The sequence below is a fragment of the Bradyrhizobium sp. Leaf396 genome, from assembly GCF_001424605.1.
GTDB lineage: Bacteria > Pseudomonadota > Alphaproteobacteria > Rhizobiales > Xanthobacteraceae > Bradyrhizobium > Bradyrhizobium japonicum_C.
This window is the reverse complement of record NZ_LMQJ01000008.1, coordinates 68,798-94,336: the sequence shown is the minus strand read 5'-3', so window position 1 is coordinate 94,336 and position 25,539 is coordinate 68,798. Positions and strand designations below refer to the sequence as shown.

Sequence of the window (25,539 nt, the reverse complement as noted above, 5' to 3'; positions counted from 1 at the left end):
GTAAGGTTACCGGGACGGCTTGAGACGGTGTAATCCCGCCCGAGAATTTTTCGAAGGAGGGCGCGCTTATACGTCGTTCCGACGTGCGCTTCTCCGTGTAGATGATTCGGTCGCGATGGCGATCTATCATCTTCACGTCAAGGTCATTGGCCGCAAGTCTGGCTCCAGCGCGGTGGCGTCGGCCGCCTACCGCTCGGGCTCGCGGCTGCGCGACGAGCGGCTTGACCGCAGCCACGATTTTTCCGGCAAGCGCGGCGTCGCTCATTCCGAGGTGATGCTGCCTGAACATGCGCCGGAAGCGTGGAGCGACCGTGAACGGCTCTGGAACGATGTCGAGGCGTTCGAGGTTCGCAAGGACGCCCAGCTTGCCCGTGAGGTCGAATTCGCCATCCCGCGCGAGATGACGCAAGCTCAAGGCATCGAACTGGCCCGCGACTTCGCGCAGGCGGAGTTTGTAAGTTTGGGCATGATTGCCGATCTCAATGTGCATTGGGACATCGGCGAAGACGGTCTGGCCAAACCCCATGCCCACGTCATGCTGACCATGCGCGCGATGGACGAGAATGGCTTTGGTCCCAAGGTCCGGGACTGGAACCGCACGGAGATGATCGAGCGTTGGCGCGAACGCTGGGCGGGGCTTGCCAATGAGCGGCTGGCGGAACTCGACATCGACGCGCGGATCGACCATCGCAGCTTCGAGGCGCAGGGGATCGCGCTGGAGCCGCAAAGCCAGATCGGCGCACCCGCGCAACGGATCGAGCGCGAAGGAAACGAGGCCGACCGCGCCGAGATGCACCGCGAGATCGCGCGCGGCAATGGCGCGCGGATCATCGCCGATCCTTCCCTCGGGCTGGACGCGATCACGCGACAGCAATCGACCTTCACGCAGCGAGACATAGCGAAGTTCGCCCACCGTCACAGCGACGGTCTCGACCAGTTCAATGAGGTCATGGGCGCGATGCGTAGCGCTCCAGATCTTGTCGAACTCGGCAATGACGCTCGCGGCGAGGATCGGTTCACCACCCGCGAGATGATCGAGGCTGAACAGCGCCTGCACCGCGCCGCCGAACTCATGGCGGAACGGGAGCGCCATGAGTTGCGTGACACGGATCGCGAAGCGGCTTTGGCGCGTGCGGAAGCGCGCGGCCTTGTCCTTTCGAGCGAGCAAGCTGATGCGCTGTCGCATGTCACGGATGGGCGCGATTTGGGCGTCGTGGTCGGCCATGCCGGAACGGGAAAGAGCGCGATGCTGGGCGTGGCGCGGGAGGCATGGGAAGCAGCGGGCTACGAGGTCCGGGGCGTAACACTGTCTGGCATTGCGGCGGAAAACCTCGAAGGCGGATCGGGAATCTCGTCACGCACCATTGCGAGCATGGAACATGGCTGGGGACAGGGCCGCGACCTGCTCACGATCCGCGACGTGCTTGTCATCGACGAGGCGGGCATGGTCGGCACACGGCAGTTGGAACGCGTACTGTCCCATGCTGCCGACGCCGGCGCCAAGGTCGTGCTGGTCGGCGATCCGCAACAGCTGCAAGCAATAGAAGCGGGAGCGGCCTTCCGCTCGATCCATGAACGCCATGGCGGTGCCGAGATCGGCGAGGTGCGCCGTCAGCGCCAGGACTGGCAGCAGGACGCCACCCGTGATCTCGCCAACGGCAAAACCGGCCATGCGCTGGAGGCCTATCGCTCTCACGGCATGGTGCATGAGGCCCAAACACGCGAGCAGGCGCGCGACGATCTGATCGACCGCTGGGACCGCGACCGGCAGGCATCGCCGGACCGTGCCTGCATCATCCTCACCCATACCAATGACGAGGTGCGCGCGCTCAACGAGGCTGCGCGGACGCGGATGCGTGCCGCCGGTGATCTCGGCAATGAGGTGCGTTTGACCGTCGAGCGCGGCGACCGCGGCTTCGCCAGCGGGGATCGCGTCATGTTCCTGCAAAACGAACGTGGCCTCGGCGTGAAGAACGGCACCCTCGGCACCATCGAACAGGTGAGCGCGCAGTCCATCACCGTTCAGACCGACGATGGCCGATCCGTGCACTTTGATCTCAAAGATTTCAACCGCATCGACCATGGCTATGCGGCGACCATCCACAAGGCGCAGGGCATGACGGTGGACCGCATCCATGTGCTGGCGACACCGGGCATGGATGCCCATAGCAGCTATGTCGCCCTGTCACGACACCGCGACGGCGTGGAGCTGCATTATGGCCGCGACGATTTTGCCAATCGGGACCGGCTCACCCGCACCCTGTCGCGCGACCGGTCGAAGGACATGGCTTTGGATTACGAGCAGCGCGATCCGGTCCAGAGCTATGCCGAGCGGCGCGGCATCACCTTCGGCGAGCGCGTTGCCGAAATTGTCAAGAAGATCGTGCCGGAGAAAGTGCGCAACATGTTCGACGGCCTGCGGCCGTCTCCCCACGCCGTCCCTGGCCCGGACGGCACGCGGAGGCTGGAACTGGAAGCGTCGGAAAAGAAGTCGGTGGAAGACCTGGAAGCGGCGCTGCGCAAGGCCCGCACCAAGGCGCTGCTCCGCCATGCCCAAGCCGTGGATGCGATCTTCGATATCCATGAGCGGGGCGGCAAGGCCAGCCCGACACAGGTGAAGGAATTGCAGGAGGCCCGCAAGGTCTTCGAGGGGGTGCGGCCCTATGGCTCGCACGACGCCGAAGCCGCCTACAAGAAGAATCCGGAACTCGCCCGCGAGGCGGCTGGCGGCCAGGTCAACCGCGCCATCCGCGCGCTCCAGCTCGAAACCGAGCTGCGGACCGATCCGAGCCGCCGCGCCGACCGTTTCGTGGAACGCTGGCAGAAGCTCGACCACACCAGCCAGCGTCAATATCAGGCTGGCGACATGTCCGGCTACAACGCGACGCGCTCGACGATGGGCGACATGGCCAAAAGCCTCGAACGCGATCCGCAAATGGAATCCATCCTCGCCAACCGCAAGAAAGACCTCGGCATCGCGTTCGAATCAGGCCGCCGGCTCGGCCAGGAGTTGGCCTTTACCCACGGCATCGACCTTGGCCGCGGCCGAGGCATCGGAATTTGACCCATCCTATTTTCCGCCGTCTCTCCGCCACGCTCCAACGAGTCGAAAAACCCCTCTTGCGCGTCTTCGAACGCCAGCCTGTCTGGTCTCAGCAGCCGTCAGAAACAGCCAGCAGGAGGCCGCGCGGCCATGCGCGAACCGGACCGTATCATCCGTCTGAAAACTGTCCTTTCCCGGACCGGGCTGTCCCGGTCCACCATCTACCGCAAGATCGCCGAAGGCACGTTCCCGGCTCAGCTCAAAATCAGCACCAACGGGACCGGCTGGCATGAATCCGACATCAACCGCTGGATCGCAGATCCTGTCGGATGGCGTCCGACAGGCGAGTTCGATGAAGTCCGCTGAGGTCAGTGGTTGCCTGCCTTCGGCCAGACCATCCGGCGGCATGTCCTTTTGCTGCTGACAGCAGTGAACCGGACCGGCCTGAGGCCGTAAAGGCTGGCGCTGTCGCCCCCCGCTTCGCGGCTTCGGCCTTGACGGCCTGACGCCGCCCCGGTTTGGGCTCTCCAAGCAGACAAGGCGGATAGCGCTCCCAATCCGGACTGCTATGCCCTGCACCAACCATGTGCTTGGCAACGGCTGCGACGACGCCTGCGCCGTGGACCGCAAGGCGCTGGAAAGCCGCGTGCTGACCGGGCTGCGCGAGCGCATGATGACGCCGGAGATCGACGCCGAGGTCATGCGCGCCTATTCGCAGGAAACCAATCGACTCAACCGCCAGCGCCGAAGCTCATTGGAATCCACCCGCCACGAGCTTGCCGAAGCCAGGAAAGGCCATCGCGGAGATCGCGCTCGTCATCGAGCAACGCGGTTGGCACCGCGCCCTGTCCGACCGGCTGACCGAGCTTGTGGCCAAACAGACAGCCTCACCGCCCGCTGAGCGGACGCCATAGCGTGGCACAGCGCAGACTTGGGCTGTTCACCTACGCCAAGACGCGTGACACAATGCGTACCATGGCTCATCCTCGCAGATCCCATGACCACGTTTCGACGAACAAGGCAGTGTCGAGTGTGGACAACGATAAGAGTACCGGAGTTGATCCGATCGACCCCTCGGCCCTCGGTTTTACGAAAGTAGCGTACGCGGTCGACGAGACACTTGAGTTGCTCAGTATCGGCCGCACTGCGCTGTACGCAGCGGTCAAACGAGGTGATCTCAAACGCGTCAAGTTCGGCAAAAAGACGTTGTTTTACGCTGCCGACCTTGCCGCGTTTATGGCGCGGCTTCGGCACCTGAGCGAATCGGATGAGAGCCAGGGCGATCACGGGCCTCGCTAGATATTAGCGCCTAAATGCAAGATTGACCTGCAGCCCGCCGTGGCACCGACAATCAAGCTGCTCGTGCCGGACCAACTTCAAAAAGTACTTTCCCGACTGATAGCGATCGAGCTACCTTCGTAGTTCGATCGGACGCGATGGACGACCAGAGCGCCGCTGGCGACTGCACGTAGGGCCGGCGGACCGATCTTCTTCCCCTTGGCAACTTTGTTGGTATCTTTGTTGGTACCCGTTGAATCAACATTTTGATAAGACCAAGAAACCCCTCAAGAAAAGCAGCTTCATATGGCGGCTGCCGGGCCCACCAATGTGATCAGAAACTTATTAGGCCCGTCCTATCGCTCCCCTGCCCGACCTATCACTCAAAGCGCCCACTGCGCGCCGAATCCTCTTCCAAATCGCGCTGCCGCCATCTCGCGGCTTCGTCAGCCAGTTCTCCCCGGAACTTGCCGACAGCCACGCGGAGAGCGGCGTTCTCACCAAGCTCGAGGATGTCGAGGAGTTGCATCCGAGATTCGAACTTCGAGGCGGGTGAACCATCGAAGCTCGTCGGCCAGATTCGCTGGCCCATGGCTTCGAAGACGGCAACCGGATCCGGAGCCCGTTCGAGCAGCAGCTTGGCAATAGGCTTCCATTCATCCGACGACTGATCGTTCGGACGCGAGTAGAGCAGCGCCACGCCGGCAGCAAATGGATAGCGCCGGGCAGGATCGGCTTCGCACCAGCTAAGTAACACGTCGTCAGGAACAACGCTTGAAGGGCTTTGCCGATTACGCAGCATGTCCTGGATGAGCTCGGTACTGCGTTGCCGGTCCTTCTCCTCACCGGACGCGAGTTCATCAAGCGCAGCGACAGGTTGCTTCTTGAAGATACTGAGAAGCAGGTCGTCCTGCTCGCCAGCCGAGACGTCATACCTTGCAACGGCCTCTTTTAGGTCGCGCAGTAACTTGCGTGTAATTGATGCCCCCTCCGCCCCGGCGAGCGAAGCTGCCGCCACAAGGCCCAACCGGTAGTCGTCGGAATCGGCGGCATTTCCTCGGCGGGTAAAGCGATGATCGACGAGCAATTGGCGCCCCGCCTCAGCACTCTCCGGCAAAGGCGTACGCTTTGCGGTCGCGTTGGAATGAAGACGCATGGCGAGAATTTCGAGCGCAATGCGATTACCGTCGGGCTTGGCACCGATGGCAAGGACGAGGTCTCGAAACGCAGGTCCCGGGATCGGCTCGCAAACGCCGCCATACACGAGACTGAAATATTGGCCGATCGGCGCCTTGCCGAGATCCAAAGCTCGCCGCAGCCGAGCGACTCCTTTGTCGTCAATGGTTACACCCGTCTGCAGCGTCGGCAACCATGGAGCCAAGATCGGGTCATCAACAGCTTCGTCGAGCAAAGCGTTGGCTTGGGCACTCTCTCGGACTTCGAGGCCACTCAGAATGCCGAGAAGTACCTGAACGTTGGCATTATCGGTCCGACTAACCTCGTCGACTAACCGGCGCCACAGAAGGCGGGGCTCGAGGGCCTCCAGCGCGAGACCCCGACCAAATTCGCTAAGATTTCCTGGAGCACTGACGAGTTCAGGAAGCAGCGCAGAAAACGCCGCATCATCCATGGCAACGTCCCGGCCTAATTTTTCGGCCGCGATGTTGGATCGCCTCATGCGTTCGGACGCCTTTACCGCCGATTGATCGTCGATACCGAGGTCGTCCAGCGTGAGGCGCCCACTGCGATCGCCCAGGACAATCGCCCGCACACGGTTGACCAAGTCCTTCGGCCGAAGAAATTCCTCTAAGCGCGTAAGCCGCTCGGCGGCTTCTTTCGTCAGGCTCTTGCCGTCGTAGTGGTGGGTCTGACGCGTAGCGACCCAGCCGTCGCGCCAGAAGCCGCCTCCAGCGATACTTTTGGCGATCCGCTCCAGGGCATCGTGCCGACCGCCATGAGTCCAGAGCCAGCGGAATTTATGAGCGATCGACTTGCGCACGCGGGCCGTGATTGGGCTGTCGCCAAGCGCAAACGGCTCTACGAAGCTCAGGACATCCTCAAACCACCTACCGGCTTCCGCGCCACTTTTCGGGTGATAGCCATAGTTGCGTGACCGCGCGCCAAACTCGAACTGGCCATAGGGCGCGAAGTTGTGTGTCGTCATCAGTGCTTCAAGCGCCTGGATACCTAGATACTGCTCGACCGGCTTCTCTGACTTCAACAATCGCTTTACGACAGGCAAGCGCACGGCAAGGGGGGCGTGCGTGCCGGAAAACGCGGGATAAAAGAGGGGCGTCGTGGCCCTCGCGGCCTCGCCATCGAAGCTACCTTCCTCAAGAACGCTCGCAAACGCGATAAGCAGGCGAACCGCCCGCTCGAACAGAGGTGTGTCATAGGCAAGGGAATGCAACAAGCGAATGAGGTGCCCTCCTCTCAAGAGAGTGAGCCGATCGGCATTCCCAAATACATTCTCAAGCGCCGAGAGCGTAGCTTCTGGTGCCACAGGCGCGACGTTTTCAAACATCGCGCGTCCGAGTTCGTTCAGCTCCAAGACATCGGCGAGGAGCCCGGTCTTGGAAAGCCAGCCTCGCACGATGTCCTGCGCCTGCTTGCTGTCATTGAGATAGCCAAGGCGCCGCGAAAACGAGCGAAGCAGCCGTTCGGAGGGACCTTCAACGATTTCGGCCCTAATGAGAGGATAGGGAATGTTCTCAAGCGCCAGTTTCGCGAGCCGGTTTGCTATGGCATGCGGCAGAACGGCTCGCCATTCCCGTCGCTGCTGGAGAAGATCGCGTCGCTTTAGCTCAGCGGCCGCTGCAAATACGTCTTGAGCGGACCTTCCAATCAACCGGCCCAGTATGGGGAGCTCTGCGTTCTCACCTTCCAAGGCCTCTCCCTGAAACGAGTAAACCAAGGAGCAGGCTTCAGCGATCTGGAGAAGATTGGCATCGTGGCTGTGACGCTGCTGAAATAAGCGCGTGAACAGCTCGGTGTTGGTCAGACCCGAAATGGTCTCGGTTTTCTTCAGGGTTCCTGCGAGGGCGAGGGCGATCCTGGCATTCCCGTCTGAGAATTCAGCGATCGTGCGGGCGTCGATTTGGGATATGTCCCGAAATCGGGCTCGCACGAGCTTTTCGATGAGAGGGAGCGAGGACGTTTCCAGCGAGAAAACATCAGTGCCTTCGGGCTGATCGTCGCGGAAATCGTATTCGATTGTGATAACGCTTATCGTCGAACCAGCGATGCGCGCCACCTCAGCGAGCTGCCGATGGGTGTCAAAGGGGCAATTGTCGACGACCAGAATTGCGCGCGTCCTTTGCGCAAGAAGGTCGGAGGCAAGACCGCGTGGCTGCGGGTCAGGTTCATGAGCCGTATCGGCATAAATCGCGAGTGACGGGTCGAGAGCCTTCGTCCCGATCATTGGGTCGAAAAGCGCTTCTACCAACCTCGTTTTGCCAACGCCGGACAAACCGACCAACCGGACGACCTGCCCCGGATTGCGGAGCGCGTCCCGCATGCGGTCGATACCGTCGACGACGGTCACCCCGTCAGCATCGTCGTCCTTTTGGCCGGTGGTCTTGATGCGGGCCTTGTCATCAAGAAGGTACGTATTGTCGGCACCCGCCGGTAGCGGGGACCATCCGCCGTAGGATTGCCATCCACGGAACGCCCTGCCGATCCGCGACCGAACCCAAGGGATCAGCCCGGCATGGTCCCGAACCCAGCTTGCAACGCGGCTGCGGTCGTAGAACTCGAGATGAAGCTTGGCAGCATCCGAGCAGCCCTGCATGGCGTCGGCCATAGCTTTGCCGCGGCTTTTTAGGGCGGAATCAGAGGTCGAGCCGTTCGAGCTAACGATGACGTAGGCTCCGCAGGCGGCGGCCAGTTCCTCGATGACAGGCCGAAGCACTCCCTTGGGCTTCATCTCCTTTATGATTTCGGCGGCCGGCATATCCGGCTTCTTCACCTGAAAGCCCGTGGCCGCCCTTGGGACGAAGCCTTGGATATGGGTACCGGGCGCGAGTGCAACCCGCACATCGAGCCCACCATCCTTGGCGGTCTGGTCGCCGCCCCACGTGACGGCAGAGACCGGCAAGTCCTTGCGGCGCAATTCGGCCTCGCAAAGACGGCCAATCAGCGCTCGCAAATCCTCATCGTTCAGGGCCGCAATGTCGTCGCGCGTGATCTCAAACATGATCCAGATAGGTCTCGTGGAAACGTCTGGCTGCAACTTGTGCCGATATTGAGCGGTTCCCGCGACCATACACCCATCCGGTCCACATGTTTTTGCGCCTCTGCACAGCGAGAGAGCCGCGGGCTTGCGGATCGGCGAAGCCAATTGGTCACGGCCGACCAATGGTGAAGAGATTCTCAGCCGGTCGGCCCGGCTCTTGGTGCGCCCAGACCTCGACGACGGGCAAGGCCGGAATTCGGCCTGCCAACCGGTCGATCCATGCGAAAATGCGGTCGAGGCGCTCGCCTCCATATATAAGATAGATCGCCCGCTCATAGCCCACGGCTCGCCGAAACAAAGAGAGTGTGTTGAGATCCTTCTCTATGCCGTTGACGCTCGCGCGGAGCGATTTGACTTCGATGATCGCGTGATTAAGGCCCATATCGCCGGGCCCATGAACCAAAAGATCAGGCTTTGCGTGGCTCGCACCGCGCTCCGACAGGATAGGATGCGCGGCCTTATCGACTTCACCATTCAGGCGAAATGGACCTTCATTTGGCCATCGCAAACGCATCTGGTGATAAAGCTCGTAGCAATAAACGCGCTCACGATAGACAGGGCCGCCACCATGGATCGGCAGGTGAAAATACTCCGCGCCGATATGCGCCGTCGCTCCGCCCAACACGTCGGTCAATCGATCCATCGAAGCTATCCCGCGATGCCGATGATAGTTGTACAGTTACTGCGACAGAAGCCAGGTCTGACATTTACGCGTTGGGCCACAGCGCCCCTCGACTTGACGCCATCGACCACCAGCCGGCGCAGCCAGACCGCGCCGGGATCGTCGTGGCTTCGTTCGTGCCAGAGCAGGCGATAGCCGTAGGGCGTCACCTGCGCCGGCGGCTTCAGCATCACGAGGCCGAGCCGCGGCGCGAGCTGCCGGGCGGCCCGCGAGGGCATGGTCACCAGGTAATCCGACGCTGCCGTGATCACCGCGGCGGTTGCGAAATAGGGAACGCGCAGCGCGACGTGCCGCTTGTAGCCACGCTCGGCCAAGGCGGTGTCGATCGGCCCGCCCTGCCCGCCGAAAATGCTGACGACGATGTGCGGCCAGGCCGTGAACAGCTTGATCGGCAGCACGTCCCTAGCCCCGCGCATCTCCTTGAGCAAAGGATGCCCTTGCCTGACCAGCGTCACGAAGCTTTCGCGGAATAGCTCGCGCGCCCGAAAGGATCCGGAGACCGGGTTATCGGCATACAGCACGAAATCGACCTGACCGTCGGCGAGCATGCGAAACACATCGCGCGAGAAGCCGACGACCTCGATCGCCGCACCGGGCGCCTCGCGCGCAAAGCGGGCGGCGACATTGGGCAGGATGGCGAGCGCGCCATAATCGGTCGTCGCGATGCGAAAGACGCGGTCGGTGGCGGAAGGATCGAACTTCGGCTTGTGGAGAAATGCCTCGACGCCGCCGAGCAGGTTCGCCAGCGGCTCGCGCATCGCCTCGGCGCGGAGCGTCGGCACCATGCCGCTTGCCGCCTTCACCATCAGCCGGTCGCCGAACAGGCGCCGCAGCCTTGCCAACGCACGGCTGACCGCCGGCTGGCTGCTGCCGAGACGCTCGGCGGCGCGCGTGACGCTGCCGGCCTCGAGCAGCGCATGCAGCACCACAAGCAGATTGAGGTCGACTTTGGCTAAATCCATTGAGCGCATAATGCAAATTCTATCATGACATTTGTGGATGACGCCAGGTGGGCGTACACAGCCGTCCATCGCCGCCAGGCCGGAGAAGCCGTCATGCCACTGCAACTGAACATGAGCCGCCGCCTCCTGCTCGCCGGCAGCACGGCCGGAGCGATGACGCCGCTGCTGGGCATGCCGGCAGCGCTCGCGCAAGCGCCTGCGCCCAGGACCAATTCCGGCCATTACAGTTTCCGGATCGGCGATATCAAGGCAACCGTCGTCAGCGACGGCACGCTGAGCGGCAATCCGCGCATCTACGCCTCGACCGCGCAGGCGGAGGAGCTCGGCAGGACCTTGAGCGATGCGTTCCTGCCGACCGACAGCTTCAGGCTCAACCTGAACACGCTTCTGCTGGAAAAGGGCGGCAGGAGAATCCTGATCGAGGCGGGTGCCGCGCAAACACTCGGCCCCGATGGCGGACATCTGTTCCGCAATCTTGAGGCGATCGGCGTGCAGCCCGAACACATCGACGCCATCGTGATCACGCATACCCATCCCGACCACGTCGGCAATCTCAGCCGCTCCGACGGATCGAGCGCCTTTCCGAAGGCGACGGTCTATATTCCCGAGGACGATTTTGCGTTCTTCATCCGGGGCGAGCCGGACCTGTCGCGGCTGCCCATGCCGGAAGACTTCCGGCGCGCCTTCATCGCCAACATCAAGCGCAGCGTGGCGCCGGTCGCCAGGTCAGCCGTGCTGTACCGGCCGGGCAGCGAAGTGTTGCCGGGCCTGACGACGATCGCCGCCGGCGGCCACACGCCGGGCATGTCGGCGATCCTGGTGCATTCCGGCGCGCAATCATTGCTGATCACGTCCGATGCCGCCTATAGCCCCCTGCTCAACATCGACAACGCTTGGCGGCCCGGCCCCGATCTCGATCCCGACGCCGCCTTGCAGTCGCGCAGGCGCTTGTTCGACCGCGCCGCGGCGGACCGCATTCCGGTGCTCGGGTTTCATTTCCCGTTTCCGGGCATCGGCAACATCAGGAAGACGGATGTCGGCTATCGCTGGGTGCCGGCGAACTGGCGGTTCGAAGGCTGAGCCGGTCACGCCTGAGGCCGTGCCGCCCAGACCTAGAGCCTCCGATAGGTCACATGCGCCGTCGCGAACGGGATGCCCGCGCGCCCGGCGCTGCCGCGCACGATGCACGCGCGATCATCGATCGCGTAGAACCAGTCGTCGAAGTTCAGCATGAACGACTTGCCATCGCCCTGGGGCGTGTCGCGGGTGTACTTCCAGTGGAATGCACAACCGGCCTGCTCGCCGGCGGCTTCACCTTCCAGGCGATTTTCATGGCCGGTGTACCGACCTTCGCCCGTTTTGTGAATCGTCCAGCGCAGCGTGTCGCTGTGGCCGACATCGAAGGTGTAGGTTTCGGTCAGGACGACAGTATCGGTGTCCGCGTCCAGCTCGCCATGAGCCGCGATCGTCGCGCGCTTCAGGAGCCCGCCAATGAGGCTCTCGACCACCGCCCATCCCTCAAGGCGGCCGACGAAGAACTGCTCGGGGAGAAACACCGGCGTGGAGCCGGCGAACGCATCAATGGCCATGGCGAGTCCTCCGAACCGATGGCGACATAAGTCGCCGCGCGATGCCTGGTTCCCAAAGACGAAGCCTGCCTGGCCGCCGAGTGCCTTGCGGCGCATGAAGACCCTGCGCCACACCGCGCGCTCCCCTCATGCGGAACACGTGGACAAGGCCCAGCCCTGCCGTTTCGGAATCCCTGCTCCGTGCTAACCGCCCGGAACGATCCGGCGACGCTACGGATTCGTCCCGCAGGAGTGATCTCGCATGCTGATGACCAGGGAGAGACGGCCGGCGATCCGCACCTTGAGGGGCTGGGCCATCCAATTGCTGCAGGAGGCCGGCGCGATCTGCGAATGCGAGGAGCATGGCTGGGCCAGGGATCGTGCCGACCCGCACGCGCGCCATCGCGCGCTCGCGCTTGCGCGCCGGGAGCCGCCAGACGGCGTCTCTCCGGATCAGGCGGTCGCGGAGATCAACGACGTGCTCGATTCGATCGGCGATGCCTGTCCGGAGTGTCCCGACGAGGGCCTTTGGGGCTTCCACAGGCGACCGCGGTCAACGAAGTAGCGTCCATCCGGCGTCACCGGATGCTTCATGCCGACTTCCGCCGCGCCCCTGCGGCCGGCTTCTTCGCGGACGAGTCCCTGGCGGCGGCCGCCTTCCTGCCCGCGATCGGCATCAGCATCTCCTTCTGGCCTGCCGCCGCCTTCCTCGGCTTCTTCGCCGGCTTGCCCGCCTTCGCGGGCGCGGCCTCCTGCCCGGCCTGCTTGCCGGCTTCCTTCCCGGCCTCCTTGCCGACGCTGCGGCGCAGCGCCTCCATGAGGTCGACGACGTTCTCGCCCTGCGGCCGCTCCTTCGGCCGGATCACCTTGCCGGCGCGCTTCTCGTTGATCAGCTCGATCAGCGCGGTCTCGTAATGGTCCTCGAACTTCTCGGGTGTGAAGCGTCCGGCCTTCTGGTTGACGATGTGCCGGGCGAGATCGAGCATGTCCTTGGTGACCTTCACGTCCTGGATCTCGTCGAAATAGTCCTGCTCGCTGCGGACCTCGTAGGGGTAGCGCAGGAGGGTGCCGACGAGGCCCTTGTCCATCGGCTCCAGCGCGATGATGTGCTCGCGGCTGGTCAGCACCACGCGCCCGATCGCGACCTTGTCCATCTCGCGGATGGTCTCGCGGATCACCGCGAAGGCGTCGTGGCCGACCTTGCCGTCGGGCCGGATGTAATAGGGGCGGATCAGATAGCGCGCGTCGATGTCGGACTTGTCGACGAACTCGTCGATCTCGATGGTGCGCGTGGACTCCAGCGCGATCTCCTCGAGCTCTTCCCTGGACACCTCGATGTACTGGCCCTTCTCCAGCTCGTAGCCCTTGACGATGTCCTCGTTCGGCACCTCGTCGCCGGTGTCCGCATCCACCTTCACGTATTTGATGCGGTGGCCGGTCTGCCGGTTGAGCTGGTTGAACGAGATCTTCTCGCTTTCGGATGTGGCCGGATAGAGCGCCACGGGACAGGTGACGAGGGACAGTCTCAGGAAGCCTTTCCAATTGGCGCGCGGGGCCATTTACGCAGAACTCCGGTTCGAGGCACGGATTCAAGACGAACGGCCGTCCTGGGTTCCGACATGGCTTGTGGAGAAAACGGCAGCCATCCGTCGACCGGCCGCGGCGGGCCCGACGGGACCGGTTTGGGCCGAAAAGCGGCATGAATCGCGTGGATTTCCGGTATTCGGGCGTCAAGTGCACGGATCTGTCTTCGTCCGGGCGCGATGTGACTCCGTCGCGAAGCTGGCGCCGGTCAATCTTGCCGAGACATCCCACAGGCGAGACGCCACCGCGTCGTCATCGGCCTGCGGCGGCACGCGCGCCACGGAGGGCGAGCCGCGCGTTTCCCCGAACTTGTCCGGGCCGTAATAGCCACCGGGGACAATGTCCGGCGATGTCGCCGCGAACAACGTCGGCAGCGCACCTTGCGCCGCCGGCTGAAACAGGAACCAGAGGGCCGTCCGCGCCAGGCCGGGGAGGCTCATCCGGCCGGCCCCATTCGGGATGAGGTCGGTGCGCGACACGCCGGGATGGGCCGCAACGCTGGTGATGCCCCAGCCGAAGGCCCGGCTGCGCCGCTGCAACTCGAACGCAAACATCAGGTTCGCAAGCTTGGACTGGCTGTAGATCGGCATCGGCTCGTAGCGACGCTCGGCCTGCAAATTGTCGAACGCGATCGCTCCGCTGCGCGCGGCCACGCTGGAGACGGTGACGACACGGGGCTGAACGCCTTTCCGCAGCAATGGGAGAAGCTCGGCCGTTAGCGCGAAATGGCCGAGATGGTTGGTGCCGAACTGCAGCTCGAAGCCGTCGGCCGTCAGCTGCCGGGTCCGGGGCGTCATCACCGCGGCGTTGTTGACGAGCAGGTCGAGACTGTCCCGTTCGGCGCGCAATCGGGCGCCGAAGGCTCGAACCGAATGAATATCCGCAAGATCGAGCCATTCGAACCGGACGTTCGCATTCGGCTCGTGCGAGCGGATGCGCGCGACGGCGTCGGCTCCCTTGGCTGCATTGCGGCCGGCGATGATCACCTCGGCGCCCGCGCATGCGAGCGCAAGCGCATCCTCGTAACCGAGGCCACCCGTGCCTGTGACGACGGCGCAGCGCCCCCGCTGTGACGGAATATCGCTCGCATTCCAACCGGGCATCGGGCCACCTCCCACGGCACAACGTGACGTCCGGCGCATTAAATTACACTGAGTGTAATTTTCAAGCTTCGTGCCGCGTGGGCGTGTTGACCTTCTCGTGAACGGCGCCTGCATCGCGGCCTGGTAGCACATTGCGCTTGTTCGGCTGCAGCGAGGCTTTCAGGACGCCGCGCAGCCGAACAAGCCCGAGCGCGGCGAACGAGCGCAGCTTCGCCAGCATCCCGGCGCGGATGACGGTCAGCGCCGGAAGCAGCGCGAGCAGCAGGCTGAGGCCGATCCAGCGCAAGAGGCGGCCGGCCAGAAAGGCCTGGATCGTCGGCGTCCACTCGTTCACGACGAGATTGACGGTCGCGGCGAACGCGGCCTTCGCACCGAGACACAGGAAGCTGTTCGAGACGATCTTCGCCAGATCGAAGCAGGGATGGAACGAGATGGCGCAGAGCAGGAGGAGGATGCCGATGTTGCCGAGATACGGCGACCGCATCGCCTTCGCCGCGCGGGCAAGGCTGCGCGCGGCAAATCGACGCTCGTCGCGCTCCCCGGGCGAGGCGCGCACGACGCCGTCCCGGCGGTGCCCGCCGGAATGGAAGGCGCGCGCGTCGCGTACCGTCGGGGTGGTGATCTGCAGGCCTCTGTGAGGTCTGCCGATTGCACGGCGAGGCCGGTGCATCGCGCCTGGGCGGTTGGTGACGACGGCGTAGCCGGCGGGCCGGCGGCGCAGAAGCTCGATATGGCCGGAGCTGCGCACGCGCTGGTCCATTCCGGCGGCCGGTTGCAGCAAGCCTGGCTCTGCACCACGGGAATCGCAACACGAGGCATCGGCATCCCGGTCGTTCGCCGGGCCGTCCCTGTCTGCAGTCATCTTGCTCCGGTTCGCTTGGTCTTGGACGCGTTGACCCGGTCGAGCCTTGCCGGCCGGCCCCACATGCAGTAATTTCGCACTTGATGCGGAATTTTATCGCACTAAGTGTAATTTTGAATGAGGCCGTTGTGTGTCGGAACGGGACGGAGACGACGCATCACCAAAAAGAGAAGGACTGCGGGAACAAAAGCGCCGCGAAACGTTGCGACGGATCGCAGACACCGGGCTGAGGCTCTTCCTTCGCAACGGCTATGAGGCGACGACGCTCGATGCCATCGCCGAAGCAGCCGGAATTTCGCGCCGGACCTTCTTCTATTATTTCAAGTCGAAGGAAGACATCATCCTGGCCTGGCAGGGCGGTCTCGCCGACGCCATAGGGCGGGCGGTTCTGGAGCAATCAACCAAGCAGACGCCGCTGGAAGCGGTGAAGAACGCGCTGGTCAAGCTCACGGCGTCCTACGAGGACGTTCAGGCCCGCAGGCAAATGATGGAGATCGACCGCTTCATCCGCGCCAACGAGACGCTTCGCGCCCGCGAGGCCACCAAATACGCGCAGCAGGAGCAGGCGGTCTTCGACGCGCTCTGCACGCTGTGGCCGCAGCCGAAGCGGCAGACCGCACTCCGCATGGTCGCGATGGTCTCCATCGGAGCCTTTCGCCTTGCGATCGACAGCTGGAGCCAGGACGAGGGAAGGCGCTCGTTTGCCGCCTATCTGCGCGACCGTTTCGCCAACATGAAGGCGGAAGCTTGAGCGGCCGGTGGCGTTTGATCGGGTGAGAGTCCGATCGCCCTCACCCCTCCACCCGCCACAGCCGCCACCGCTCCGGCACGCCCTTGAGCCGGTGCATGCCGTGATCCCTCAGGCTCGCCGCCGCCTGCGCCGTCATCAGCTCCCTCACCGCGCTCGACACCAACACCTCTCCTCCGCGCGCTTTCGCCGCGACGCGGGTGCAGATGTGGAAGGCGAGGCCGACCATTTCGCCGCCGCTGATGGTGTATTCGCCGGCATGCAGGCCGACCCGGATCTCGAGGCCGAGCGTGCGCACCGCCTTCTGGACCGCGTTCGCGCAGGCGATGCCGGCGGCGGGCTTCCGGAATGTCGCCAGCACGCCGTCGCCGGTGGTCACGACTTCCCTGCCGCCGCACGTCTTCAGTTCCTTGCGGACCGCGGCGTAGTAATGGCCCATCACCCTGGTCCAGCGCGCATCGCCGAGCTTGGCGGCCTTCGCGGTGGAGCCGACGATGTCGACGATGAGGATGGTGGCGAGCGCCTGCTTGAGCTCCGGGTTGCGCGCGGCGGACGGGCGCCGGTTCGCGATGGGTCCGGTCAGCGGCTCGTAGCGATGATTGCGACGCCGTGCGATCGCGGCCTTGGTGTAATCCTGCGCGCGCTGCGCGGTGCGGCAGCGGATCGTCTTCTCCTGCGGTGATCGCGCCCAATACACCTTGCGCGCGGCCCCGGTGCCCTGCACCTCCACGGCGCCCCACTTCAGGAAGACCGCCGAGCCGACGCACCTGACGCACCACGCCTTCGACGTGTATCCGGAGACGTTGGATTGATGGACTCCGATGCGAAGGAATTTCGGCATGAAGATGCGGACCGTTTGGGCGTCGCTTTCGCAAAGGCTAGTCGCACATTCCTGCGTTGGCAACCGGGCCTCCGCCCCCCTCGCTTCAGCAAGGCAAGCTCATCCGGGAGCGACTTCCAATTCGATGTGCTATCCTCTTGCGGGGCGGCAGAAGAAAACCCGGAGAAACCATGGCAACGAGTGTCAAGCAAATGCTGGAAGCTGCGAACGCGGAGGTCCCGAAGATCGCCTCGGAGCAGGCGGCCGAGATGATCAACAAGGGCAACACGCTGGTGGTGGACGTTCGCGACGCGCCGGAAGTCGCCGCCAGCGGCAAGATCGCCGGCGCCGTCAACGTCTCGCGCGGGATGCTCGAGTTTCGCGCCGACCCGGAGTCGCCCTATCACGACAAGGCGTTCGACAGAAGCAAGACCGTCATCCTCTATTGCGCATCCGGCGGCAGGTCGGCGCTGGCCGGCAAGCTCCTGAAGGATATGGGCTACGAGAACGTCTACAACCTCGGCGGCTTCAAGGACTGGACGGGCCCGGTGGAGAGGTAGGGGATACAAGCAGCGCGGTTCCCTCGACTGCGCTGCGAACTCCGATTGGCACTTCCTGCGACAAGGCGCGTTGCGGTCTTTTCGAGGAGGTGCAGATGACCAAGACGAAGGCGTCCGACACGCAAGTCGCGAGCACCGGAGCGCAGCCGGCACTCAATCCCGGCGATGAAGCCCCGTCGGGAACGACGGGCACCGGTGAGGATGTCTGCCCGGACTGTAACGGCAAGGGGCGGATCGACGGCGCTCCGTGCGAGACCTGCAGGGGGAGCGGGACCGTCACCCGGGCCATCGGCGGGGCCTGACCGGCTCGGTCGATCGAGGCTTCATCCTTGAAGCAACGATCGGCCTCCACGTGCGTTTTGCCTGCGGAGACTCCGCGAGGCGCGCCATGAGCAGGGATAACGAACTGAAGCCCGACGATTTCCCGATCCAGGCCGACAAGGACAAGCTGAGGACGCACAAGGGCGAGCCGGTTGCAGTGGCGGAATCGGAGCAGATTGCGGACGAGATCGCCGACCGGCTCAACGAGCACGCCCACCAGGAAGAGCAGGATCGCTGGTCGGCCTGAGGGCACGCGCGCTCCGAACGGGAAATAGGAACGCTGATAGGTACGGCTTGATAGGAACGCCTTGGGTTCCCGCGCATTGGGCCACGCCGGGGTTCTGCAATTCCGGCACATGGCGGCCCCGGCAAGCCCTCCCCCGGACCGGCCGGGGCCGCCTGACCCCAACCCGCAGGAGCCGACATGAAAGCACTCGTTCTCGCAGCGCTTGTCGCGGCGCTCGCCTCGCCTCTCGCCGCATTCGCCCAGGGCGGTACCGGCGCATCCAGGACCGGGTCGAGCATCAATTCGAGCGGGACCGGCGGGACGACAGGCGCGGGAGCTTCCGGCCTCAACACATCCGCGGACAACAACAGCGGCGGCGCGAGCGCACCGGCAAAGTCATCGACCATGCGCCCGGGCGACAACGATCCTTCCAGGCAAGACCAGGGCGGTCGGCAGGCCGAGCCGAACGCCCCCGGCACCCAGCGCAAATAGCCGCGGCGTTTTGCGGCCGTTCGCGCTCACTCCGGATAGGCAAACAGCTCGATCGGTTTGCTGAAGCCGCGCACCTCGTGCTCGCCGACATGCTCCAGCGCGAACTCGTTCTCCACCAGGTCGGCGAAAGCGCGCGAGAGAAGCACCTTCCTGCCGATGGTCTTGGTCAGCGCCTCGAGGCGGGAGGCCATGTTGACGGCCGGGCCGATCACGGTGAAGTCCAGCCGGCTCGATGATCCGATATTGCCGTACATGACGTCGCCGACGTGGACGCCGATGCCGTAATTCAGCGGCGCGCGGCCGGTCCCGTTGTTCCGCTCGTTCAGCGCGGCCATGGCCTGCCGGGCTTCGGTCACGGCATGCAGCAGGTTCGCGCAGGCGTTGGGCTGGCTCAGCGGGAAGATGGCGAGCAGGCCGTCGCCGATGAACTTGAGGATCTCGCCGCCATGGCGCGCGATCGGCTCGGACATCGCGTCGAAATAATCGTTGAGCAGATCGATGACGTCGTCGCGCGGCCAGTTGTCGGAGATCTTGGTGAAATCCCTGAGGTCGCAGATCATGATCGCCGCGCGCACCGTGGTGCCGGTGCCGCGCCTGGTGGCGCCGGCCAGAATCAGCTCGCCGGCGTGGGAGCCGACATAGGTCTCCAGCAGCGTCCGCGCCAGGCGGTTCTTGATACGGATCTCGCTGACCAGCGCCAGCACCGGCAACAGCTTCTTCAGGCCCGCAATGTGCGCACCGTCGAAGCCGCCGGGCCGATCGGTCGCGAAAGTGACGAGATGGCGCTTGCCGAGCGTGTGGAGTAGCGGCCAGGCGACATAGTCGGTCAGGCCCTTGGCCCGCATCTCGTCATAGAGGGTGTGCTTGCGGCCCAGCGTGGGATCCTGCTCGAGCCGCTCGCGCACCTCTTCGGCGCCATCCTGGATTTCGCTGGCGGCGCTGCCGATATACTCGGACCGCTCGCGAACTTCATAATCGACCAGCGCGATCTCCGCATTGCGCATCCCGTCGGACCACATCATGCGGGCCCCCAGCCATTGCGGGTGATTGATCAACACGTGCAGCGTCGCGCGCTTCAACGGAATGCCGGCCTGCTGGAGGCGAATGCACATCTGCGCGAAGATGTCGTCGATGAAGCGCTCGTCGCGTGTGCCGTTGGTGAGCCAGTCGACGACGCCATCGGCAGGTGTGGCGGCGTTATTCGGAAGCGCGTTCATGTCCTGCCCTCGAGCGGCGGTCTGCATCGGGGCAGTTATCGTGCTCGCCATTGCCGCGTCAACCTGCCCAATTGCCCGGTTTGTACGCAGTGGCTTGCGGTCGTTGTTTGAGCTTGAACCTTCCGGAAAATCGCTGCGCACTTCTGCGGATCAACCGACGATGCGGATCGATCCCAGCACAGCCAGGCCGGATGCGAGGACGAGCTGCGATGGCTCCCCCGTTTCGACCTTCAGCGTGCCCTGGCTCGGGATCGCAAGATCCTCACGGCCAAGACGAACAAGGCAATCGCCGCGCGCGGCGTAGACGAGATGCGTTCCCGCGGCGAGCGGCCGCTCGCCGGGTTCCCTAAGCGCCTCGAGCTCGATCTCGGCCGCCCCCCGCCGCGCCATCAGGTTCACGACCTCGACCGGACCGGCCTCGAGCTCGGTGACGATCTCGAGCTCGCCAGTGAAGCGCACCGTCGTAAAAGGTTCACGCTCGTCGAATTCCTGCGTAGGCGATTTCAGCACCAGCCCGCGCCCGCCCACCACCATCTGCAAGCGGTCGATGCCGGGCATGTAGGAGAACGGGCCGGGCGCCACGATCGGGGTCGAGGCAAAACGCCAGACCAGGCTATCCCAGTCCTTCTGCCGCGCATCGGCCCGGTGGGCGTCCGCGATGTCGGTGAAGGTGCCGCCGCCGTTCTTCCAGGGCGAGCGGGTGTAGTGTTCGGATTTGAGCAGTGTGGTTTTCATGTCCACATCATGCGCGGGACAGACCGGCTTTGCCACCGGTTTTCACTTCAGCCGCTGAAGCTCGAGTCGGGTTTATGTCGCTATTTCGACGTCAATGCCGCCACGGGTCGCCAGGCGCTATCAGGCGACGTCGCGGCGAACTGCCGGCATCGGTCACGCATCAGTTCGGCCGGACGATCGCGGCCGCGCTGCTTCAACACCATCTCGAAGTCGGCGAGCGCGTCGGCGAACCGCCGCGCACGATAGGCGGCGAGGCCGCGCTCGTAATTCGCGATCCAGCCGGGGTCCGCCGCTGTCTCGTTCACCATCCCAATCAATTCGTAGGCCGAGAGACCCTCCTCGCGTCCGTAGACAGCGATGCTGTCGACCTCGCGCGTGATGACGGCACCGCGCACCAGACGTTCCGTCGCTTCGCCGATCAGGATCTGCGTGCCATAGGATTTGTTGGCGCCTTCGAGCCGGCTGGCGACGTTCACGGCATCGCCGATCACGGTGTAGTTCAACCGCAGCTCCGAACCGATATTGCCGACCAGCATGCGGCCCGAATTGATGCCGATGCGGATCTGGAGCGGCTGGCCGAGATCGTCGACGAGGCCCGATTGTTCGATCGCCCTGCGGCAGGCGAGCGCAGCGCGGCAGCAGCGCGCAGCGTGATCGGCTTGCGGCTGCGGCGCGCCCCAGAACGCCATCACGGCATCGCCGATGAACTTGTCGATGGTCCCGCCATTGGCGACGATGATCTCCGAGGTCAGGTCGAGATAGCGCGACAAGAGCGGCACCACGCGATCGCCCAGCCGCTCGGACAGGCCGGTGAAGCCGGCGATGTCGATGAACATCACGCTGAGCTCCTGCACGCTGCCGCCGGGCCTCGCCTCGACGCCCTGGCGCAGCAGGCCGCGGACGAGATCGGCCGGAATGAATTTGCGGAAGGCGGAGAGGCCGGCCGCCATCTCGGCGATCGCACTCGACAGGCTCGCGATCTCCTTGAGCCGCGAGGGATGACGGCGCACCTGCTCCAGCGCGAATGCCTCGACGTGGCGAAGCTCGCCGACGACGCGCGACAGCGGCGCGGCGATGACGGAGCGCGCCAGCATCGCCGAGCCAAGCGCTGCGAGCACGGCACCGATGGCGAGGCCAAGGATCAGGCGCTGCAACGTCGTCTCGACCGGCCCGAGAAACTCGGCCTCCGGGATCACGGTTGCAAGCGACCAGCCGGGAAACGGCAGCGGCGTCAGCGCCACCTCGTAGGCCGCGCCGCCTGACGTGAGGCGACTGCGCCAGGCTTCCTTGCGCCCCGCTTCACCGGCCTTGCCGAGCGCAAGGCGCGCGAGCGGCAGCAATCTCGTATCGCCACGTGCCGGATGGAGTTCGTCAGCGTCCTTGTCCGGCGCGGCGACGAGCTCGCCGCTGCCGTCGACGATGAAGGCCGTGCCGGTGCGCCCGACCTCCAGCTGCGACAGGAAGCGCGCAAGGCGCGTATACTCGATGATGACGGCAAGCACGCCTTGCCGCTCCTGGTAGACGTCGATCGGCCCGGCAAAGGCGATCGACGGCCGTTCTCCGGACGCATGCTCCGACACCCTGAACCATTGCGGATCGTCCGCGCTGAGCCCGGATTTGAACCAGGCCTGGTCGGCAACATGGAACGAGGTCGGCTCGAAGCGGCGATTGGCGAACTCGATGTCGCCGGGCACGACGTCATATTCGTCGATGCGGCGCTGACCCGGATGATCCGTCAGCGAGATTTCCATCATCTCCAGGCGGCGATCGCCGAGCTTGTGCGCGGCGAAGAAGGAGCCGTCGGGCCAGCCGAACGCGACCCAGGAGATCGTCGCCTGCGACTGCAATTGCGAGAGGAAGACGAATTCGCGCTTGTCGGCCTCGCGGGTGTCGAGCACGTTCTGCAGGAACAATGTGCGGATCGCGGTGTGCGCGGCGCGCGCCTCGTCGACGATGGCCGCGACCTCCTTGCGCACCGCCGCCACGATCTGCTCGTTGATGGTGGAGGCAAGCTGCCGGCTGGTCGCCTCCGCCGTACGCCACCACAACAGGCTGGAGAGGGCGGCTGTCAGCAGAATCGCCGTCAGGACCAGCGCAGACACGGCGAGGCGGATGCTGACCGTCACCCCTGCGATCGCATGAAGCCGTCGTTCGGGATCGACCTTCATCGCTGCCTTCGCCTTACGCGTCCACCCCGGAAGCACTGACAGTGCCTACGTCGCCGGTGCGCGTTCGTTACCTCTCTGGCGGAATCATGGGCCCGGCACCAATGCCCGGCGGCTAATGTCTCGATAGAAGCTCGGCATTGGCTTTGCGCCGGCGCCTGCCCGCTAATCCCTCCAAGCGCACCGCCCGTGCGCCCGATCCAACGGGTCTTCACGAATTCGTGAGCAACCTCGTCCGTAACGCCGGCTGCACGCGATCGAAGGAGACGAAGCGCCAATCGCCTGAAGGGCGATGCCATCTCGAAACAGGAGAATTCGATGTCTGCCAAACACGCCGTTACCTCCCTCGTCCTCGCCGGAGCGGTGTCGACCGCGCTCGCGACCCTTGCCGCCGCCGGTCCGCTGAGCAAGGCCGAGGCCGAAGCCGCCGTCGCCGCCAAGAAGGAAAAATGCTTCGGCGTCGCGCTGAAGGGCCAGAACGATTGCGCGGCCGGACCAGGGACGACTTGCCAGGGCACCTCGACCGTCGATTACCAGGGTAATGCCTGGAAATTCGTGCAAGGCGGCACCTGCACCAGCATCGAGCTGCCGAACGGCAAGAAGGGTTCGTTGAAGCCGGTGTGACGACCGGCGCGAGGTCGGCCCGAACTGCGAAGGGAGCAGCACGATGAGCACGGCGATCAGGCCCACCTCGCCAACAGCGATGCCGCTCCGCTTTGCACTGCCGATCGGCGGCGTCGCCGGGACGAGCTTCAAGCCCGAGCATCTCCCGGCGATTCTCGAAGCAGGACCTCGGCGCGGCTTTTTCGAAGTCCACGCCGAGAACTACATGGGCGCCGGCGGCCCGCCGCATCGCGCGCTGGAAGCGATCCGCCGCGAGCATCCACTCTCGCTGCATGGCGTCTGCATGTCTATCGGCGGACCGCGGCCGCTCGACAAGGCGCATCTGGCGCGCTTCCGAGGCCTGGTCGCACGCTATCAGCCAGCGCTGGTGTCCGAGCATCTTGCATGGTCCACGCACGAGACCAGCTTCTTCAACGATCTTCTTCCCCTGCCCTACACCGAAGCGACGCTGGCCTGCGTCTGCGACCACATCGATCAGGTACAGGAAGCGATCCGGCGGCCGCTGCTGCTGGAGAACCCGTCGACCTATGTCGCATTTCGCGAATCCTCGATGAGCGAGACCGAATTCATTCGCGCGGTGGCAGAGCGCACCGGTTGCGGCCTGCTGCTCGACATCAACAACGTATTCGTCTCCGCAACCAACCACGGATTCTCGGCGCTCAACTATCTCGCGGACTTCCCGCTGTCGCGCGTCGGGGAAATTCATCTCGCCGGGCATGCCGAGCAAGCCGACGACGAAGGTGATCTGCTGTTGATCGACAGCCATGACGGCCCGGTCGCCGACGCAGTCTGGAAGCTCTATGAGATCGTGATCGGTCGCCGCGGTGCCGTGCCGACGCTGATCGAGTGGGACAGCAGGATTCCCGATTGGCCGATCCTGGAGGCGGAAGCCACGGCGGCCCAGGCGATCCTCGACCGGCGTCAGTCTGCCGTGCCAGCAGGAGAGCGCCATGCCGCCTGAGGCCAACCTGTCCTTCGCCGCTGCATTCGCGCCGGCGCTGCTCGATCCGGTACGCAGCACGCCCTCGCTCGTGACCGGCCCGAACGGCAAGGCTGCCGGCCGACGCTACGACGTCTACCGCAACAACGTCACGGTCAGCCTGATCGATGCGCTGGCCGCAATTTATCCGGCGGTGCAACGCATCACGGGCACCGACTTCTTCCGCGCCATGGCCCGCTTCCACGTGCGCAGCAATCCGCCTGCATCGCCGCTGCTGTTCGAGTATGGTCGCGATTTCCCGGACTTCATCGCGCAATATGAGCATGCGCAGGCCATGCCCTGGCTCGCCGACGTCGCACGCATCGAGCGGGCCTGGCTCGATGCCTATCACGCCGCCGATGCCGTGCCGTTGTCGCCGGCCCGGCTCTCGGCGGTGGCGCCCGATCGTTTGGCCGGTCTGGTGTTCATTCCGCATCCGGCGGCGCGATGCCTGCGCTCGGGCTATGCGGCCGTGACGATCTTTGCGGCCAACCGCGACAACACAACGGTCACGCGCATCGATGCCTCCAAGCCGGAAGATGCCCTGATCACGCGGCCTGAATTCGACGTCACCGTGCGCCGCCTTCCGCCCGGCGGAGCCGTGTTCGCGAGCCGCCTGATATCGGGACGCCCGCTCGGCGAGGCCGCGGCGGCGGCGCTGGAAGCTGCAAGCGACTTCGACATTGCCGCGAACATCGCCGGGCTGATCGAAGCCGGCGCCTTCACCTCGCTCGCCGACGGAGACCGATCGTGATCACAGACCAACCCATGAGCACCGGCGGCAGCCTGCCGTCGCCTGGAGCACTCATCGCCAAGTCAAATCGTCTGATACAGGCGCTCGCAAAGCCGTCGCTGGTCCAGCTCGTGCTGCGCATTGCGCTGGCCGTGCCGTTCTGGCGCTCGGGCATACTGAAATGGGACGGCTTCCTTAGGCTCAACGAGACGGCGGTGACGCTGTTCAGCGACGAATTCATGCTGCACTTGCCGGGCGGGCCCTATCACTTTCCGGCACCGACGATGATGGCATTCCTGTCGGGCTCAGGTGAGATCATGTTCCCGATCCTGCTGGTGCTGGGATTGGGCACACGGTTTGCGGCGCTCGGGCTTCTGTTCATGACCGTGATCGTCGAGCTCACGGTGCCCGACGGCTGGCCGATTCACCTCACCTGGGCGGCCATGGCACTCGGCATCATGGCTTACGGACCCGGGAACGTCTCGCTCGACCATCTCATTTGTCGCGTCCGTAGCCCGGATGGAGCCAACGGGCCGGCGCGAAGCGCCGCCCGATGACAGGCTCCGCGCAATCCGGGGCAGCTCGCGCGATGAGGTAGCGGCC

The 25,539-nt window shown here is 64.5% G+C and carries 26 protein-coding genes; 15 read left to right on the top strand and 11 right to left on the bottom strand.

Going from position 1 to position 25,539, the window contains the following annotated elements; all coding sequences use genetic code 11:
• Nucleotides 1–115: 115 nt before the first annotated feature.
• The 4 genes from traA to ASG57_RS10140 all read left to right on the top strand — a co-directional run bounded on the left by traA (nt 116) and on the right by ASG57_RS10140 (nt 4,342).
• On the top strand, nt 116–3,064 hold the full coding sequence (gene traA / locus ASG57_RS10155) for a Ti-type conjugative transfer relaxase TraA (RefSeq protein WP_012046228.1): 2,949 nt from the start codon (nt 116–118) through the stop codon (nt 3,062–3,064).
• A 129-nt stretch (nt 3,065–3,193) separates the two neighbouring features.
• Entirely contained in the window at nt 3,194–3,409 is a 216-nt protein-coding gene (locus tag ASG57_RS10150; protein WP_012046229.1) for a helix-turn-helix transcriptional regulator, read from the top strand.
• Between the two features lie 253 nt (nt 3,410–3,662).
• Nucleotides 3,663–3,944, top strand: coding sequence for a hypothetical protein (locus ASG57_RS10145; RefSeq protein ID WP_156402632.1), 282 nt, complete (start codon nt 3,663–3,665; stop codon nt 3,942–3,944).
• A 131-nt stretch (nt 3,945–4,075) separates the two neighbouring features.
• Complete coding sequence (locus ASG57_RS10140) at nt 4,076–4,342, top strand: helix-turn-helix domain-containing protein (protein WP_041750973.1); 267 nt, start codon at nt 4,076–4,078, stop codon at nt 4,340–4,342.
• A 358-nt stretch (nt 4,343–4,700) separates the two neighbouring features.
• Here the strand turns inward: ASG57_RS10140 and ASG57_RS10135 are convergent, their stop codons facing one another.
• The 3 genes from ASG57_RS10135 to ASG57_RS10125 all read right to left on the bottom strand — a co-directional run bounded on the left by ASG57_RS10135 (nt 4,701) and on the right by ASG57_RS10125 (nt 10,199).
• Entirely contained in the window at nt 4,701–8,516 is a 3,816-nt protein-coding gene (locus ASG57_RS10135) for a hypothetical protein (protein WP_156402631.1), read from the bottom strand.
• A 148-nt stretch (nt 8,517–8,664) separates the two neighbouring features.
• The gene (locus ASG57_RS10130) at nt 8,665–9,198 is read right to left on the bottom strand and encodes a hypothetical protein (protein WP_057196167.1); all 534 of its coding nucleotides are present in this window, start codon (nt 9,196–9,198) and stop codon (nt 8,665–8,667) included.
• A 5-nt stretch (nt 9,199–9,203) separates the two neighbouring features.
• On the bottom strand, nt 9,204–10,199 hold the full coding sequence (locus ASG57_RS10125) for a LysR family transcriptional regulator (protein ID WP_057196166.1): 996 nt from the start codon (nt 10,197–10,199) through the stop codon (nt 9,204–9,206).
• Between the two features lie 93 nt (nt 10,200–10,292).
• Between ASG57_RS10125 and ASG57_RS10120 the strand changes: the two genes are divergently transcribed.
• Complete coding sequence (locus tag ASG57_RS10120; RefSeq protein ID WP_502690780.1) at nt 10,293–11,279, top strand: MBL fold metallo-hydrolase; 987 nt, start codon at nt 10,293–10,295, stop codon at nt 11,277–11,279.
• A 32-nt stretch (nt 11,280–11,311) separates the two neighbouring features.
• Here ASG57_RS10120 and ASG57_RS10115 read toward each other — a convergent pair whose 3' ends face one another.
• Nucleotides 11,312–11,788: a DUF3833 family protein gene (locus ASG57_RS10115; RefSeq protein WP_057196222.1), complete on the bottom strand. Its 477-nt coding sequence runs from the start codon at nt 11,786–11,788 to the stop codon at nt 11,312–11,314.
• Between the two features lie 241 nt (nt 11,789–12,029).
• Between ASG57_RS10115 and ASG57_RS10110 the strand changes: the two genes are divergently transcribed.
• Nucleotides 12,030–12,332, top strand: coding sequence for a hypothetical protein (locus ASG57_RS10110; protein ID WP_057196165.1), 303 nt, complete (start codon nt 12,030–12,032; stop codon nt 12,330–12,332).
• A gap of 25 nt (nt 12,333–12,357) precedes the next feature.
• On the opposite strand, the gene ku is transcribed toward ASG57_RS10110, so the two are convergent.
• From ku to ASG57_RS10095, 3 genes are all read right to left on the bottom strand, one after another.
• A complete protein-coding gene (gene ku, locus ASG57_RS10105; protein ID WP_057196164.1) occupies nt 12,358–13,326 on the bottom strand; it encodes a non-homologous end joining protein Ku in 969 nt (322 codons plus the stop codon).
• Nucleotides 13,327–13,497: 171 nt separating this feature from the next.
• Nucleotides 13,498–14,454 (bottom strand): SDR family oxidoreductase, encoded by a 957-nt coding sequence (locus ASG57_RS10100; RefSeq protein ID WP_024341681.1) that lies wholly within the window; start codon nt 14,452–14,454, stop codon nt 13,498–13,500.
• A 61-nt stretch (nt 14,455–14,515) separates the two neighbouring features.
• Nucleotides 14,516–15,235: a hypothetical protein gene (locus tag ASG57_RS10095; protein WP_057196163.1), complete on the bottom strand. Its 720-nt coding sequence runs from the start codon at nt 15,233–15,235 to the stop codon at nt 14,516–14,518.
• A gap of 283 nt (nt 15,236–15,518) precedes the next feature.
• On the opposite strand from ASG57_RS10095, the gene ASG57_RS10090 reads away from it, so the two are divergent.
• Complete coding sequence (locus ASG57_RS10090; RefSeq protein WP_230646636.1) at nt 15,519–16,067, top strand: TetR/AcrR family transcriptional regulator; 549 nt, start codon at nt 15,519–15,521, stop codon at nt 16,065–16,067.
• A gap of 40 nt (nt 16,068–16,107) precedes the next feature.
• On the opposite strand, the gene ASG57_RS10085 is transcribed toward ASG57_RS10090, so the two are convergent.
• A complete protein-coding gene (locus ASG57_RS10085; RefSeq protein WP_057196161.1) occupies nt 16,108–16,905 on the bottom strand; it encodes an adenylate/guanylate cyclase domain-containing protein in 798 nt (265 codons plus the stop codon).
• 170 nt (nt 16,906–17,075) lie between these two features.
• Between ASG57_RS10085 and ASG57_RS10080 the strand changes: the two genes are divergently transcribed.
• From ASG57_RS10080 to ASG57_RS10065, 4 genes are all read left to right on the top strand, one after another.
• Nucleotides 17,076–17,444 (top strand): rhodanese-like domain-containing protein, encoded by a 369-nt coding sequence (locus ASG57_RS10080; protein ID WP_028146025.1) that lies wholly within the window; start codon nt 17,076–17,078, stop codon nt 17,442–17,444.
• 95 nt (nt 17,445–17,539) lie between these two features.
• A complete protein-coding gene (locus ASG57_RS10075; RefSeq protein ID WP_024341685.1) occupies nt 17,540–17,746 on the top strand; it encodes a hypothetical protein in 207 nt (68 codons plus the stop codon).
• An 86-nt stretch (nt 17,747–17,832) separates the two neighbouring features.
• Nucleotides 17,833–18,012 carry a hypothetical protein gene (locus ASG57_RS10070; RefSeq protein ID WP_024341686.1) on the top strand — a complete coding sequence of 60 codons (180 nt, stop codon included), beginning with the start codon at nt 17,833–17,835 and terminating at the stop codon, nt 18,010–18,012.
• A 177-nt stretch (nt 18,013–18,189) separates the two neighbouring features.
• On the top strand, nt 18,190–18,483 hold the full coding sequence (locus ASG57_RS10065) for a hypothetical protein (RefSeq protein ID WP_057196160.1): 294 nt from the start codon (nt 18,190–18,192) through the stop codon (nt 18,481–18,483).
• A gap of 26 nt (nt 18,484–18,509) precedes the next feature.
• Here ASG57_RS10065 and ASG57_RS10060 read toward each other — a convergent pair whose 3' ends face one another.
• The 3 genes from ASG57_RS10060 to ASG57_RS10050 form a co-directional block, all read right to left on the bottom strand.
• Entirely contained in the window at nt 18,510–19,700 is a 1,191-nt protein-coding gene (locus ASG57_RS10060; protein ID WP_057196221.1) for an adenylate/guanylate cyclase domain-containing protein, read from the bottom strand.
• 150 nt (nt 19,701–19,850) lie between these two features.
• Nucleotides 19,851–20,435, bottom strand: a complete 585-nt coding sequence (locus ASG57_RS10055; RefSeq protein WP_057196220.1) for a HutD/Ves family protein — start codon at nt 20,433–20,435, stop codon at nt 19,851–19,853.
• Between the two features lie 80 nt (nt 20,436–20,515).
• Entirely contained in the window at nt 20,516–22,603 is a 2,088-nt protein-coding gene (locus ASG57_RS10050) for an adenylate/guanylate cyclase domain-containing protein (protein WP_057196159.1), read from the bottom strand.
• 315 nt (nt 22,604–22,918) lie between these two features.
• Here ASG57_RS10050 and ASG57_RS10045 point away from each other — a divergent pair, with 315 nt between their 5' ends.
• From ASG57_RS10045 to ASG57_RS10030, 4 genes are read left to right on the top strand one after another with little or no spacing between them, the layout of a single operon-like run.
• The gene (locus tag ASG57_RS10045) at nt 22,919–23,224 is read left to right on the top strand and encodes a BufA1 family periplasmic bufferin-type metallophore (protein ID WP_024341691.1); all 306 of its coding nucleotides are present in this window, start codon (nt 22,919–22,921) and stop codon (nt 23,222–23,224) included.
• Between the two features lie 43 nt (nt 23,225–23,267).
• Nucleotides 23,268–24,185, top strand: coding sequence for an MNIO family bufferin maturase (gene bufB / locus ASG57_RS10040; RefSeq protein ID WP_024341692.1), 918 nt, complete (start codon nt 23,268–23,270; stop codon nt 24,183–24,185).
• The gene (locus ASG57_RS10035; protein ID WP_057196158.1) at nt 24,175–24,957 is read left to right on the top strand and encodes an HvfC/BufC N-terminal domain-containing protein; all 783 of its coding nucleotides are present in this window, start codon (nt 24,175–24,177) and stop codon (nt 24,955–24,957) included. The genes bufB and ASG57_RS10035 overlap by 11 nt, the downstream gene beginning before the upstream one ends.
• Entirely contained in the window at nt 24,954–25,493 is a 540-nt protein-coding gene (locus ASG57_RS10030) for a DoxX family protein (RefSeq protein ID WP_024341694.1), read from the top strand. The genes ASG57_RS10035 and ASG57_RS10030 overlap by 4 nt, the downstream gene beginning before the upstream one ends.
• The last annotated feature ends 46 nt before the right edge of the window (nt 25,494–25,539 follow it).

Coding starts and splice junctions, on each gene's coding strand:
- traA (WP_012046228.1), top strand. CDS start 116: ATGGCGATCTATCATCTTCACGTCAAGGTCATTGGCCGCAAGTCTGGC.
- ASG57_RS10150 (WP_012046229.1), top strand. CDS start 3,194: ATGCGCGAACCGGACCGTATCATCCGTCTGAAAACTGTCCTTTCCCGG.
- ASG57_RS10135 (WP_156402631.1), bottom strand. CDS start 8,516: ATGTTTGAGATCACGCGCGACGACATTGCGGCCCTGAACGATGAGGAT.
- ASG57_RS10130 (WP_057196167.1), bottom strand. CDS start 9,198: ATGGATCGATTGACCGACGTGTTGGGCGGAGCGACGGCGCATATCGGC.
- ASG57_RS10125 (WP_057196166.1), bottom strand. CDS start 10,199: ATGGATTTAGCCAAAGTCGACCTCAATCTGCTTGTGGTGCTGCATGCG.
- ASG57_RS10120 (WP_502690780.1), top strand. CDS start 10,293: ATGCCACTGCAACTGAACATGAGCCGCCGCCTCCTGCTCGCCGGCAGC.
- ASG57_RS10115 (WP_057196222.1), bottom strand. CDS start 11,788: ATGGCCATTGATGCGTTCGCCGGCTCCACGCCGGTGTTTCTCCCCGAG.
- ASG57_RS10110 (WP_057196165.1), top strand. CDS start 12,030: ATGCTGATGACCAGGGAGAGACGGCCGGCGATCCGCACCTTGAGGGGC.
- ku (WP_057196164.1), bottom strand. CDS start 13,326: ATGGCCCCGCGCGCCAATTGGAAAGGCTTCCTGAGACTGTCCCTCGTC.
- ASG57_RS10100 (WP_024341681.1), bottom strand. CDS start 14,454: ATGCCCGGTTGGAATGCGAGCGATATTCCGTCACAGCGGGGGCGCTGC.
- ASG57_RS10085 (WP_057196161.1), bottom strand. CDS start 16,905: ATGCCGAAATTCCTTCGCATCGGAGTCCATCAATCCAACGTCTCCGGA.
- ASG57_RS10080 (WP_028146025.1), top strand. CDS start 17,076: ATGGCAACGAGTGTCAAGCAAATGCTGGAAGCTGCGAACGCGGAGGTC.
- ASG57_RS10075 (WP_024341685.1), top strand. CDS start 17,540: ATGACCAAGACGAAGGCGTCCGACACGCAAGTCGCGAGCACCGGAGCG.
- ASG57_RS10070 (WP_024341686.1), top strand. CDS start 17,833: ATGAGCAGGGATAACGAACTGAAGCCCGACGATTTCCCGATCCAGGCC.
- ASG57_RS10065 (WP_057196160.1), top strand. CDS start 18,190: ATGAAAGCACTCGTTCTCGCAGCGCTTGTCGCGGCGCTCGCCTCGCCT.
- ASG57_RS10060 (WP_057196221.1), bottom strand. CDS start 19,700: ATGAACGCGCTTCCGAATAACGCCGCCACACCTGCCGATGGCGTCGTC.
- ASG57_RS10055 (WP_057196220.1), bottom strand. CDS start 20,435: ATGAAAACCACACTGCTCAAATCCGAACACTACACCCGCTCGCCCTGG.
- ASG57_RS10050 (WP_057196159.1), bottom strand. CDS start 22,603: ATGAAGGTCGATCCCGAACGACGGCTTCATGCGATCGCAGGGGTGACG.
- ASG57_RS10045 (WP_024341691.1), top strand. CDS start 22,919: ATGTCTGCCAAACACGCCGTTACCTCCCTCGTCCTCGCCGGAGCGGTG.
- bufB (WP_024341692.1), top strand. CDS start 23,268: ATGAGCACGGCGATCAGGCCCACCTCGCCAACAGCGATGCCGCTCCGC.
- ASG57_RS10035 (WP_057196158.1), top strand. CDS start 24,175: ATGCCGCCTGAGGCCAACCTGTCCTTCGCCGCTGCATTCGCGCCGGCG.